Below are 12,596 nucleotides of genomic sequence, written 5' to 3'. Positions count from 1 at the left end.
ACCTGCCCAAAACTCGAGCGTTAGATCAGCATTTCTCGGTCAGTCCCTATTCTTTTCCAGATCAATAGGGCGGTGAGCCGGTAATAATGCCGGGTGGCGTCTGAATGGTCTTTCAGGTGCTGAGTGAGAAACCAGCGCACATGCTTGAGCTGCCAGGTCCAGGGATTGTCTCGCTGCCATCGTTGTTGAATGGCAGCTTGCATGATTCGGGCTTGCCGTAGGTGGCGTTGCTGCGTGACCTTTGAGCCATTCAGTACGCCGCTCAGGAATAGCGCCATATCGAAGGGCTTGGTCATACCCGACCTCCAATGTAGGCCGACACTACATCAATCCGGTTATGCCCGAGTTCAAGGCTGATCTGCTGCCGCGCCTGTTGATCAAGGTAGCGGTCAATGCGATAGCACTGTCCACCATTGACCGGTGCGGCGTGTCCAGTGAGCTGCTCGTAACGTTCGCAGGCGTAGGCCGCTCGCAGTTCATGGAAACCCTTCAGCCCGTGCTTATGCAGTGTTTCACGGGCGGGGAGCACGGTCTGATGCAGGAACGCGGCGTAGCTTTCGTCGCGGGCCAGCAAGTTGCGGCTGCGGGGCGGCGATACCTTACGAGCAAACTGCAGCGCCGCTTTCACCGCTTCATTTACCGCGACCCATCGTGGCGCTGATGCCCCTGAGCGGCCCCCTTTGGTGCCGTCCTGGATGTTGATGCGGCCGAAGTGTTCGGCTTCGCGGTGCAAGCGTGGTAGGTCGGCCAGGATCGCTTCGCGCAGGCGCATGCCGGTTTCTCGGGCCAAACGGATAATCGCGGCCACCCGCTCGTGTTGCTGTTCGCCAAGTTCCTCGAGTACTCGCCGCACCTGTTGGTGGTCTTGGCCATCCGGCGCGCGGGTGCGTACGGTCGAGCGCTTCTGTCCCAACGCCTGGCTCGGGCTGGCGATTCTCACGTCCTGATCACCGCGCAGCGCAGCGAGGGTGCGGTTGACGCTGCTCAGGCGGTTCTGCGCGGTGGCGATGCAGAGTTCACCTTGCTGGATCTGCTGGCGCAGATACGTGGCGTAGTCTTGTAGCGTCTGTCGATCAATCTTGCGCGCATCGTTGTAACCTGGGCCGTCCTCTGATCGACACCAACGAACGAATGCATGCCAGCGATCGCTATGCGCTTTGACCGTGGCGAAGTGGCCGCCGGCAAACAAATCCTTTAGCGCTTGTGAGCCGGCATAGCTCAGCTGGCGGCCATAGCCAAAGTTGCGACCATCACGTCGACTGATCAAGGTCATCGTCGTCACCGTTTTCGTTTGTTTGTAGAAAGAGCAGCAAGGCTTTCCAGTGAGGGCTGAGCCTTTCCATCTGCCGCCAGTGCGTCGGGCGGATCAGGAGGGTGTTCTCGTGGTGTTGCAGCAGTGCCCCTTCCTCACGCAGTTGCTCGATCAGCCGGGCGAGAAGGATAGGGTCCAAGGGTGGTGTGGCGACAGCGGCGACAGTGGCGACAACCCGCGTCGTTTCTGGCCTGGCGCGTGGCGACAAGGTGGCGACAGACGCGGCGACACGCCGCGATTCAGGTGGCGATTGATGTTGCGCCTGATAGCGGCGCACCGCGTCATTGAGGCGAAACATGGCGCACCTCGAAAGTTTTGCCGTCGCAGCTGCTCAGCCAGCGATGAGTGATCAGATCGACGAATAAAGAGGCGGTATGGTCAGCGCTCTTGCGGGCAAAACGAGGACCGTTGCGATTAACGTCGCGGATGGTGAAGTGGGTCCAGCCTTTCTGCATCAGCCAGCGCAGCAGCCGATCCGCTTCCTCGCGTCGACTATTGACCGGCACCTGTTCGGTCAGGCGCTGAATTTCGGCCAGGTAGTAATCCATCAGCGTGGAGGCGCGCTGGATGTGTGCTTCGTCCAACGCACTGGCCTCTTCAACCATGGCCAGCACGCCCGCGATACGCAGTACATTCGCCGCGGCCTTGCTCGCGACAGGCTGGACGCCGGCCAGCTCGCCGAACTCGCCAGACTGACATTCGATGGTGTCGTGAATATCAATCCAGGCACGACGGGCGCGGGGAGTCAGCTCCAGCGTGGCGGGATTGAGCGAGCCATCCTTGTGAAGCGACCAGGGCTTTTGCAGCAGGGCGGTGATCCGCTGTTGGTAGCGCTGGACTTTGGCATCTCGGGTCAGGTCGATCGCCTTGTAGAGCCGTTGGCCGGCCAGGCGCTCGGGCCAACTGATCAGGCAACGGCCCAGGATGCCTTGGCCATTGATCACCGGGTCTTTGAAAATCTGGTTGGCCAGGTAGGGCTGCAGCATCAGATGCAGGCTGAGGCGGCGATCATAGGCACGTAGGCTTTCTCCGGTCGTGGAGCGGGCCCGGTCGATCGGGCTGCCCTCCCACAGCATCGACAAGGTGGTGATGGCCTTGAGCAGATTCTCTTTGCTCATGGTGCTGCTACCCAAGAATTGGCCACCTTCATCATTGAACAAGCCCATGCTGGGTAAGCCATGGCACAGGCTTTTGACCAGGGCCTCGATAGTGGGCTCGGCAATGATCAGTCTCGGCGGTACCGGTTCGGACAGCTCGCCGCCTTCTGCCCCGGAGGTTGTCTTTGAGGTTTTGGGTTTGGCCATGAGGCTGGTAGCGGCGCGATAGGCTTTGAGCTTTTCCTCATACAGGGTCCACTGCTGTCGTTCCCAGTCGCGCGCCGCCTTCAGAGCCAGGTGATCCACCGCGCTTTTGCGATCACCCGAGGATGCCACCGTCAGTAGGTAGAGGGACAGCGGATAGGTTCGACCGTCGAGTTGGGCATTGGCATGGCCTTGGCTCACCAAGGCCGTGGTAGCCAGTACCGATTGCGCGGCCATGGCGCAGGGCACGCCGATCACCTCGGCCAGTCGTTCGACCGCAGGGCCCAACAGTTCCCCGAGTGCTTCGACCGGGTAGGGCAGTGGCGCCTGCTGGTATTCCAGCAATGGTTGTGGTGGCTCAAACGCTTCGCACAGTTGCATCGCACTTCTCCTGAAATTGTCGACTTCGTCCTCACTCATCCCGCCACGGTTGTTGAGTGTTGCCAGGGATCAAGGCCCCTGCGACCTGTGAGGTTGGTCCACTAACGCGGGACTGGCGGCTCCTTACGGCCGAGAGCTTGGGCATCTCATGATCTGGCCTCCTGAACACTTCTGTAGAAGTGGGCGGGTGGAGGCTGCACTGGCTGACGAGACCGGTGCCGCGAGATCCTGAGTCAGGTGAAGGCAGTGATGTGATGACCGGGGCATGCCTGACTGTCAGTCAGGTGCAGTCCATTTTTTGGGCTGCGGCACCATCTTCGGCATCGCTGTGGTGAGTGAGCATTCGGTGTTTGTCACGCCGATTGTCACGAGGGGGAACGCCGCAAAGGCCCGTGCGAGCAGGGCTGCAGCAGTGTGATATGCGCGTGTCTCTTTAGGGGGCAAAGAGACACGCGCAGGTTGGTGCAGTGAAATGGCCAAGCGGATAAGTTGCTGCAGAGCAGCCAGGAGAAGGCCTGAGTTGCCGCAGTGGGCAAAGTTGAGAAGTAGGCATCCATCACATCGCTGTGACCGTGCGAGCCGCCGGACGCTAATCGCACTTGGGGTGAACCACCACGCTGTGGCGTAGCCTCAAAGGTTCTGGCTACCTGGGTGCTGTCGAGGACAGCGCTGGTACGGTTCTGGTTTAGCGCTCGTTCTGCTCGTGGTCAACAGTATTTTTGGGGCGACTGTTGCGCTAATTGGTAGCGCTGGAAGACCTTGGAGCCCGGTGGTTTTCCATGGTCGGGTGGTCGTTCGTCGGTTTTTAATGTGAGCCTGCGTAGTCGCATGGACTTGACCATTTGCATTGTCACTGACCAGTCGAATTGCATTCGACCTGACCAGCACACGCCGTAGTGACGACCGGCGGAGAACGGCCAGGAGGTGACGGTCAGCCCAGGCGGCTACAGGCTATTAGTAGCGGTAGACAGCGTGATGGCAAATAAGTAGCGTGTCCTAGGCTGCTGCCGAATTCATCGGTAGACATCACGGCTTTTACGAAACTTCGCTAAACGTATAAATGCAATACGAATAGCTGACGTCGGGCCTAGCGTTAGTCAGCAAACCGTTTCTTCAAAGAAACTATAAGCTAAATGTAGGAAGGCGAGGTGGGAATTGAATACTGACACTACCGTACTATTACCTCAAGCTGCGAGAGGCATCATTGGGGATACTGCCTCTTATTGGGCATCTTTTTACTGCGCGATATTGAAAACTGTGCGCTATCAGAAAAACCTTCCTTTTAATTGGGGTTATAGTTCAAGCTTGCAAGACTATAAGGGCGCACTTAGAGAAAGTGGCTTCTTCGGAAAAATGGAAAAAACAGTCTTAAATCATGCATTTGAATATGTCATGGTTGACTTCCTTAAAACAAAAACTGGAATCTCATACTTCAAAGAACTATGTGCGAACGTATTGAGCGAGTACGAAATCAAAGACTTCAACATAACCAAGATGAACATCTTTAAGGTGGGAAATGATTCTGAGTCTCATTTTGCCCAAAGAAACTATAACAAAACAAGAGTTTTGATGCTTCTACCTAGGGGAGTGAGGGCTTACCCAACAACCATAACCCCCGGATTGAGCCTGGATGAAACGTTAAAGAACTCTGATTTGTTTATATTGATTTCAAACGATGAAGAGACCATCGGTTTTGTTGGCGAAGTTGAAGGCAACCACGGTGAAGCCTTATTCCTGTCCTCCTACTACAAAGATAAACCAATGAAAGACAAGTATTGCACCTTTGGCATTGGTGTATCTGATAAGAACAAGCATGGGGATGATTCGATCAAAGGTGAAATAAGTCTAAATCGAAGCGAGGCTGTAGAGCGTTGGATCCTGCATTTTTCAAAATCTAATTGTTTTGCGAAAGATTATCGGCGCGCTGTTCGGAGTATTAAGGGTCTAGTCGATGGGCATTTCGGACACCTTGAGGACATCGAAGATCCTGGTCACCAAAAAATACTCGACATGATCAAGTCGGGGTGGAGCAAGGATATACTTGAATTAATTTCGACTCTCGACTTATTTGTGGACTATATGTCTCCGGCGAACAACTACTATTATCAAGAAGTTCTTGGCGAAAAAATTCTGTATAGGCCATCGCCTCTTGTGATGCCCGATCAGTTTCCACTTTACTCCATTGATGAAGAGGGGGCGCCTCCTCAGTCAAGTTTGAATGCCGTTATTTAAACTCTACTGAGTGCTTAATATAGCCGAATTTTAATATTTTAAATGTCGTTGTTCAAGGTAGAATGCTCCAAGGCGGTGGCATCCGATAAAAAATACGTCACATGACTGCCGCCCCTTCTAGTAGAGAGCCCAGGACCGACACCTACCGGTTCTTTTCCCATCGAAAGCAATGCTCGACTAAAAAACCCATAAAGGCGCAGTATCATAAACTGTGGGCAGGCTCGTCAATCTGGCCAACTAAATCCAAGAACAATCATTAGCACCCTCAACACATAGTTAAATTTGCCGACTTCGAATTCTAAAAAAGCCGGCATATAACTAGTCAATCAAGCGAAGCAATCTGGTGTTTCATTACACCATGGAATATTGTAGCAATGTAATTTAGCGTCACCTTATTTACAAAGGAGAACAATAAATCAGAGTCCACAATATCCTCGAGCCCAATATTATCGGATCGAGAGTTTGAGTAATGGAAAAACCTATTTCTAAGTGTAACAAAGAAACTATGATACTCAAGGAATGGAATAGCCAGTCTATCAGGCCGAATTGTCGCGGCCGTGTATTTATCTGGTGCATTCCAACCGGCAACTTTCACCGCTAGAGCCGTAAAAATTGGCTCCCTATATTCCTGCCTTGTGGTAATTTCCACGTCGATGGTTCGCGATAGTTCAGGAAGATCCTTAAAAAGGCTCACTATAAAATTCTTATGGAACTTTAGCTCGCCAACATTCCCGTCTGAATCATGACTCATCCATTTTCTGAGATTTTCAAACGTACCAACGTAATCCTGAGTCCGCGACGCATAGATCATCGGAAAAGCATATGAAAGATGCTCGTACGCCCGATACAAATGCACGAAAGAAGCTGTATGGCGTTCGTTTTGCTCATGATAAATACAACTGGCCAACTCATTTAAGAAAGGCTTATAGAACTTACGATTAGTCCAAGCCGTCTTTTTTATTAGACGCTCATAATCAGTCAGGCTCAGATCTTCATCAAACTCATTTAGAAAGGACAGATCACCGGTATCATTCTGCCGAGCATCACTGTAGAAGTAGTTCTTTGAAATAACTCTACTTTCATCGGTGTTCAAGTTTGTGACTTGACAACTTCCCGACAAAACACGAAATATCACAGGGAACTCAGCAACACCTGGATGAATAAAAAATGGAGATTCAGCCGTAAGTGGAGAGCCAACGCACTCAGAAAACTCGTAGCTAATAGTCTTCATCTACGCTGTTGTCTCGTCCGAGAAATACGAAAGTAGCTCAATATCACTCGAGTCCTTGAGTTCACTGATATTCTCAATATACTTCTTGCTCAGCTCACGACGATACTTGCCAAGGTTTACTTTTGCCGCATCAATCGACTTAAACGCAACATCAAACTTTTCGACAGCTTCACCAAACTCTTCAGCGCTAATTTCCGTAAGCGCGTCATATGACGACTTCACCCCTACACAAAACCCAATGAAATTATTCTGAGTTTTTAGCCAGCTCTTCGCACTTTCGTTCGCCGAAAATTTGTCCACTAACTCGAGCACCTGCTGAAACTCAAGCCCGTTCTCAACAACCGCAGTAGCCATGATATTACCAACAATGATCTCATCCATTTTTTCGCTGATGATTTTATTGTTTTCATTGTGAACGCTATTTGTAAAGAACGCCAAATAACCTTTGGAAATATCCGCCAGATTGAAGGCTCCTCGCTTGATTTTTTCGCCTCTATCTTTTTCTGACTGCACTTCGATATCCAAAGCTTCGAAATCAAACAACTCTTCAGTGAGCACTTCAATCTGATGTCGAGGAGTCATCGGGCGCTGCCCGTTATTTAGAGTGATCATCCGATACAAGAGCATATCTTTATTGCCGGAAATGACAACGCTTAGGTAAAGCGCTTTATCGGCCGGAAAATTTTCGTCATCCTTAATGCTATTAAGCGTATTCAACCGCTGCATACCATCCAGGACATATCCTTTGTCGATATTCTCATTGGCGTAGTTTTCTGAATTCTGTACTGAATCAAATACAGAAGTGTCTGGATCCACCAGCGCGAGAGTAATAGCAGGCATTAAACAGCCTTTAAGCAAGTCATTACGCAACCGATCATAGAATGCTGGATTCTGAATTTTGCGTTGCGCAGCAAAACGATTTATCAAAGGAAAAATATGATCAATGGCATACCCGTAAGTGGTTTGCCCAGTTAGTACGACGCTTTTAATTACTGCATCATATTCTTGCGTAAAAATCTGAATGCTCATCGAAATCCCTTCCCCAAATGAGCAATCATAGACGCCAGTACGCCGTGGGTAAAGATGACTTTTACGGAAACACGTTGGCGGTGTCGCCAAGCAGCAAAACGTGAGGTGTCTGACGATTGACCTACCCCCACCTCTCTCCATTTGCAGGGTGCGGCTATCGGGCGAGACCCTGGCGCCCCTAAGGACATGAATCGCCTTTTATACCGGCGACCAGCGATTAATGACTTAGACCGGCTTTAGCTTTTAATGGTCACTGACGCCTTCAATTATCACGTGTATTGTTTATTTCGAACTAGATTAAAAACCTCAGAAAAATAACTAATCCAAACCAGTAGGATATTCGAACCTGCCGAATAGTCTGGGCAAGACAATATGGCAAATAACCCAATTCCAATCTGGAAAACGAACCTTAGTGGGCACCGAAAATGATTATGTGAGTGACACTGCGCAAGTGAGAATGGGGATGGCAATGATCCGGAACACCGCCATTCCGTATTCAACCCGAAGTTCAATCGTGCACCTGATCAATCCTTGTTCGCCAGAAAACAATAATGGCGTCTTCGCATATTAGGCAGGTCCATGCCGGACGTCCTAGTAAAAGAGGAGACCCGGCTGCACTCCCTGCCCCGTTAGTCGGCACTAAGCCCTTAGGAGAGTGCGCTGGGCTCGACAGGCTGAAATTGGCCGATTCTGTTGAAAAAGTCGGATTTTCAGCTCACCTGAACTCAGGCGCGACCACCACCCGGAGAACCTACTCACCACATTGAGTGGTTTCTCGGCCCTTCGTTGACCTTTGCTGCTCTGTTAATGGGTTAGTTTGAGGTTTTTTGCTTCGTGCAGGCGCACCTATCCGTAGAAGGTGGCCCTGGAGATGCAAGTTTGGCCAGACGTCGCAGGTTCTGTACCGCGGCCGCCAGCGTGAACTCATCGGACGCGCCACTCATGCCACGTAGTCGCAAGCGATCCAGTTTCAGGATGCGCTTGAGGTGGGCAAACAACATTTCGACCTTCTTACGTTCGTGGCGAGAGCGCACGTACTCCGGCGTCGCTGCGATGCGTCGAGCCACATCACGAGCGGCTTCAGGGACGCTGCGGACTTGCGAATCGGAGTGTTCGGGCAGCACTTGGCTTTCATCGGACATGTCGCGCAGTAGGTCTGTCTGGATCGGAAGATGATGGTGCTGGCTTTTGTGACGTGCGAACGCTCGTTCTTGAAGGCACGCCATTCGCTGCGTAATTCGTTACCGGCGGGGCAGCGGTATTCCTCAGTCTCTTCATTCCAGTGGAAATCGTTGCTCGAGAAACTGTCGTTCTTGCGCTCGGTTTTGTCCCATACCGGCACATGCGGTTCGATGTCTTTTTCCTCCATCATCCAGGCCAGCATCGGCGCTGTACCGTAAGCGGTGTCGCCAATGAGGCGTTCCGGCTTGATGTCGAACTGCGCTTCGATCCGATCAATCATCGTCTTGGTGCTCTCGACTTCTGCGGTTCGATGACCCGGTGTGGGTTCCACATCCATGATCACGCCGTGCTCGGTATCGATGAGATAATTCGTGGAGTAAGCCTAGAACGCTGGGCCACCTGGAGCTGCGGTCCAGCGGGCTTGAGGATCAGTCAGCGATAGGCGCTTCGGTAGCGTTTCGGCCAGAGCCTCTTCATCGAGGGCTTCAAGGTACTCGCGCACGGCGCGGGTGCTCAGGGCTGGATCGCTCCAGTTGACCTTTTCATCACCCGGTACACCGCGCTGCCGGCTGGCATCCGCCTTGATGATGCTGGCGTCCACGGCAAAGCCTTCGCCCTTGACCAACCCGGCGTCCATGCAGCGACGCAGCACTTCATTGAACAACCAGCGAAACAGATCGCTGTCCCGAAAACGGCCGTGTCTATTTTTGGAAAAGGTCGAGTGATTGGGGACTTCATCTTCAAGGCTCAACCGGCAGAACCAGCGATACGCCAGGTTCAAATGGGCCTCTTCGCACAGCCGCCGCTCTGAGCGAATGCCGTAGCAATAGCCCACGATCAGCATGCGGATCATCAGTTCGGGATCAATCAACGGACGCCCAATCGGGCTGTAAAAATCGGCGAGGTAATGGCGCAAGTCGCTCAGATCGAGACACCGATCAATGCTACGCAGAAGGTGATTGGCGGGGATGTGATCTTCAAGGTTGAACGAGTAAAACAGCCGTTCCTGGCCACTCGATAACTGTCCCATCATGCTGCGTGCTTCCCTGCTGGCCAATGCAGAGATTTTGCCGCAGGCCAGACAGGGGAGCTACTTTTTCAACAGAATCGGTCGGTTGCAGTCCTTCATTGCTTGGCTGACGCACTCGCGCTGTGTGGCACCCGCTGACCCCCATCAACTGCAAACGGCTGGTCAGCGCGAATGTAAATGACTGGTCAGTGGCAATGCAATTAGGTGGTCAAGTGAGATGCAATTACGCAGAGCCCATGCGAGTGGGAATGCGGAGCCTTCCCGCTCGCGTGGGCTTGGCCGAGAAAGCCCAAAGAGCTAGGTTTGCAGCGGCGACAGTCGCCACTTCTGTCGCCATGCTGCAGACCAGGTATTACGCGGGTTGTCGCCGGTGTCGCCGCTGTCGCCAAATCAACCATCACTCCATATGGGGAGTCATTCTCGGTTACTGGCGGCGTCCGGTGAGCGCTCACCGTATCGGCACGACGTTGTGGTCCCTGGTTTGATTGATCGCAGATGCTGACAGGTTGCCGGTGGCCGCTTTCTGGATGTGCTCACTCCACCAAGCCATCATCGGACGCCGGCGTTCGATGTAGTCTGCTCGGTTGTAGGCACTTCGGACTTCGTCCTTGTCGACATGCGCCAGCGCGACTTCGATCAGCTCCGGATCCCACCCATGCTCGTTCAGGATGGTGCTGGCCATGGAGCGCATGCCGTGGCTGACCAAGCGGTCCTGGAAGCCCATGCGTTTCAACGCCATGTTGGCGGTCTGGCTATTGGCGTGGGTGCGTGGATCTCTGTCTGCCGGAAACACGTATTCCCGATGGCCGCTGTGGGACTTGAGCGTCTTCAGCAGTGCGAGTGCTTGATCGGTCAACGGGATGCTGTGCGGGCGGCGCTTCTTCATCCGCTCCGGTGGGATGGTCCAGATGCGTCTGTCGAAGTCGATGTCTGCCCATCGGGTGGTCGCCGCTTCGGCAGGACGGGTCATGGTGTGCAGCTGCCATTCGATCAGACAGCGGGTCGTTCGCTTGATGCTGGCGTTCGCGATTTCGATCATGAGCTCGGACAGCTCGTCTGGTCGTAGCGCGGCCATGTTTTCTTTTTTGGGCTTCTTGAAGACCGCCCGAATGCCACTGAGAGGGTTAGAGAAAATCAGCCCGGAGTTCACCCCGTAAGTCATGATCTCGTTGAGCCGTTGGCTCAGTCGCTTCACTGTCTCGAGGCTGCCTTTGGCCTCGATTGGGCGAAGCAGTTCGATGACCATCGGTGCGGTAATTTTCGAGAGCGGCGTTGTTTTCAGGTCTGGAAATACGTGCAGCGTGAGCGATCGCCAAATGTCCTCGGCGTACGCTGGCGTGACGGAGTCCTTCTTCAGCTCGAACCAGGCGGTGGCCACGTTCTCGAACGTGTGTTCCGTCTCCGCTCGTTTGGCTTCGTCCTGTGCATTGCGTCGCACCTTTGGGTCAATGCCTTGTGCAAGCAGCTCGCGCGCTTCCACCACTCTTTTCCTGGCGTTTGCTAGTGAGAGCTCTGGGTACGTGCCCAGCCCCATATTGATACGATTTTTGGTTACCGGTTCGCGGTAGTTGAAGTTCCACAACATCGAGCCGTTGCTCCTGACCCGGAGCTGGAGGCCGTCTCCATCGCTGAGGACGTAATCTTTGTCTTTTGCCTTGACTGCCCTGAGCTGGCGGTCGGAGAGGCGGAGGGCTGGAGCAGGCATGAGAGCTACCTCTGACACCGTTTTGGTATTCCAAAAAATAGCACCGGATGGCTTGGAATACCATTTGGAATACCCAAACGGCTGGAACTCAGAAAACCTCTACGGAGCCCCGTAGCGCTTAAATCCTTGATTTTGCTGGATTTCAGGTACAAAAAAAGACGTCCGTGGACGTCTTTAGATGTAAAGTTGGTGGAGCCGGGGGGATTTGAACCCCCGTCCGCCAGTACTCCGCTGTCGGTACTACATGCGTAGCCGTGTCTATTAAGTTAACCCTCAGCGACCCGACGGGCAGGGTGCTTTGGGCGAGTTGTGTAAGTTTTAGCCGCTTCGTCCACAACGTACTGCACGGCGATTCTGTTCTATATGACAATCACTTTGGGTTTACAGACATCCCCTGATGATTGCTGGACCCGAAGGTACCAGGAGGGAAGGGCTAAGGCTGCTTACGCAGCGAGAGCGTATTCCCCGTAGGTTTCGTCATTGGCAACTATAGAAAGTTGCAACAGTGGATTTACGAGTTCTGTTACCAACTCGGCATGCACCTAAAGTTTCGCAACCGGCGTCGAATCCTAAACGGCCCCGAACCTGCTGTGTGTAACCAGCAGGCAAGCGCAGTGTACGCCAATGCGCGCGGCGAGTCGACCTTCTGTCCGTGCTTGCGTGTCAGGGCCAACGCTGGATTGGCTCTGGTCAGGCCCTACTGACCGTGCGCGTGGCTTTGAATGTCCTGAAGCGCCTGCTGCGTCAGGGAAACACACTCTTTGTCATTGTTGGCGGCGTGGGCGGCCTTGGCTTGTTCGGCTTTGGTGATCACGACACCTTTGGTGGCAGCGTCCAGCGTGGTAGTGCTGGACAGCTTGCTGTTGACTTCCTGGAGCTTCATTACGCATTGATCGCTATCGTTTGAGGCGTATGCGGAGGAGGCCAGCATTGTTGCAGTGATGAGCAGTCCAGCCAGGGCGGAACGCTTCATGGGTATCTCCTGGAACGGGGGTGGGGATGGGCCACGCTGATTGGGGCTTAACAAATGGACTGTGATGGCGTGCAAGGGTTCTATTTTCGCTTGCGATGGGTGAAAGATTTTTCCGGGGGACGGGTACGAAAAAGGGACAAAAAACGCCTGATACCAGTCAGTTAAGACGCGGAACCTGTGGGAGCGGGCTTGCCCGCGAAAGCGGTGTGCCAGGCGACAT

At 53.2% G+C, this 12,596-nt stretch carries 9 protein-coding genes, 1 other RNA gene and 1 pseudogene; 1 reads left to right on the top strand and 10 read right to left on the bottom strand.

Annotated features, from left to right (window positions below; all coding sequences use genetic code 11):
- Positions 1-20: 20 nt before the first annotated feature.
- The 4 genes from ACQKPC_RS18280 to ACQKPC_RS18265 are packed head-to-tail and all read right to left on the bottom strand — an operon-like array spanning position 21 to position 2,994.
- A complete protein-coding gene (locus ACQKPC_RS18280) occupies positions 21-296 on the bottom strand; it encodes a hypothetical protein (protein ID WP_427625801.1) in 276 nt (91 codons plus the stop codon).
- Positions 293-1,273: an integrase domain-containing protein gene (locus tag ACQKPC_RS18275; protein ID WP_427625800.1), complete on the bottom strand. Its 981-nt coding sequence runs from the start codon at positions 1,271-1,273 to the stop codon at positions 293-295. Before ACQKPC_RS18275 ends, ACQKPC_RS18280 begins: the two co-directional genes overlap by 4 nt.
- Entirely contained in the window at positions 1,251-1,610 is a 360-nt protein-coding gene (locus tag ACQKPC_RS18270; protein ID WP_427625799.1) for a hypothetical protein, read from the bottom strand. Before ACQKPC_RS18270 ends, ACQKPC_RS18275 begins: the two co-directional genes overlap by 23 nt.
- Complete coding sequence (locus ACQKPC_RS18265; protein ID WP_427625798.1) at positions 1,594-2,994, bottom strand: YfjI family protein; 1,401 nt, start codon at positions 2,992-2,994, stop codon at positions 1,594-1,596. Before ACQKPC_RS18265 ends, ACQKPC_RS18270 begins: the two co-directional genes overlap by 17 nt.
- A 1,155-nt stretch (positions 2,995-4,149) precedes the next feature.
- Here ACQKPC_RS18265 and ACQKPC_RS18260 point away from each other — a divergent pair.
- Positions 4,150-5,226 (top strand): hypothetical protein, encoded by a 1,077-nt coding sequence (locus ACQKPC_RS18260; RefSeq protein ID WP_427625797.1) that lies wholly within the window; start codon positions 4,150-4,152, stop codon positions 5,224-5,226.
- 322 nt (positions 5,227-5,548) lie between these two features.
- Here the strand turns inward: ACQKPC_RS18260 and ACQKPC_RS18255 are convergent, their stop codons facing one another.
- From ACQKPC_RS18255 to ACQKPC_RS18230, 6 genes and pseudogenes are all read right to left on the bottom strand, one after another.
- Entirely contained in the window at positions 5,549-6,457 is a 909-nt protein-coding gene (locus ACQKPC_RS18255) for a hypothetical protein (RefSeq protein ID WP_427625796.1), read from the bottom strand.
- Positions 6,458-7,486, bottom strand: a complete 1,029-nt coding sequence (locus ACQKPC_RS18250) for a hypothetical protein (protein ID WP_427625795.1) — start codon at positions 7,484-7,486, stop codon at positions 6,458-6,460.
- An 812-nt stretch (positions 7,487-8,298) separates the two neighbouring features.
- Positions 8,299-9,701 (bottom strand): annotated as a pseudogene (locus tag ACQKPC_RS18245) (transposase).
- 445 nt (positions 9,702-10,146) lie between these two features.
- Positions 10,147-11,403 (bottom strand): integrase domain-containing protein, encoded by a 1,257-nt coding sequence (locus ACQKPC_RS18240; RefSeq protein ID WP_427625794.1) that lies wholly within the window; start codon positions 11,401-11,403, stop codon positions 10,147-10,149.
- Positions 11,404-11,590: 187 nt separating this feature from the next.
- Positions 11,591-11,984: a transfer-messenger RNA gene (gene ssrA, locus ACQKPC_RS18235) on the bottom strand.
- Positions 11,985-12,100: 116 nt separating this feature from the next.
- Positions 12,101-12,376: a hypothetical protein gene (locus ACQKPC_RS18230; protein WP_427625793.1), complete on the bottom strand. Its 276-nt coding sequence runs from the start codon at positions 12,374-12,376 to the stop codon at positions 12,101-12,103.
- Between the last annotated feature and the right edge of the window lie 220 nt (positions 12,377-12,596).

The sequence above is a fragment of the Pseudomonas sp. NPDC089918 genome (assembly GCF_050280605.1).
Taxonomy (GTDB): domain Bacteria; phylum Pseudomonadota; class Gammaproteobacteria; order Pseudomonadales; family Pseudomonadaceae; genus Aquipseudomonas.
Note: the sequence above shows the minus strand (reverse complement) of the source record. Positions and strands in the feature narration are given on the sequence as shown.

Coding starts and splice junctions, on each gene's coding strand:
- ACQKPC_RS18265 (WP_427625798.1), bottom strand. CDS start 2,994: ATGCAACTGTGCGAAGCGTTTGAGCCACCACAACCATTGCTGGAATAC.
- ACQKPC_RS18240 (WP_427625794.1), bottom strand. CDS start 11,403: ATGCCTGCTCCAGCCCTCCGCCTCTCCGACCGCCAGCTCAGGGCAGTC.
- ACQKPC_RS18280 (WP_427625801.1), bottom strand. CDS start 296: ATGACCAAGCCCTTCGATATGGCGCTATTCCTGAGCGGCGTACTGAAT.
- ACQKPC_RS18230 (WP_427625793.1), bottom strand. CDS start 12,376: ATGAAGCGTTCCGCCCTGGCTGGACTGCTCATCACTGCAACAATGCTG.
- ACQKPC_RS18270 (WP_427625799.1), bottom strand. CDS start 1,610: ATGTTTCGCCTCAATGACGCGGTGCGCCGCTATCAGGCGCAACATCAA.
- ACQKPC_RS18275 (WP_427625800.1), bottom strand. CDS start 1,273: ATGACCTTGATCAGTCGACGTGATGGTCGCAACTTTGGCTATGGCCGC.
- ACQKPC_RS18255 (WP_427625796.1), bottom strand. CDS start 6,457: ATGAAGACTATTAGCTACGAGTTTTCTGAGTGCGTTGGCTCTCCACTT.
- ACQKPC_RS18250 (WP_427625795.1), bottom strand. CDS start 7,486: ATGAGCATTCAGATTTTTACGCAAGAATATGATGCAGTAATTAAAAGC.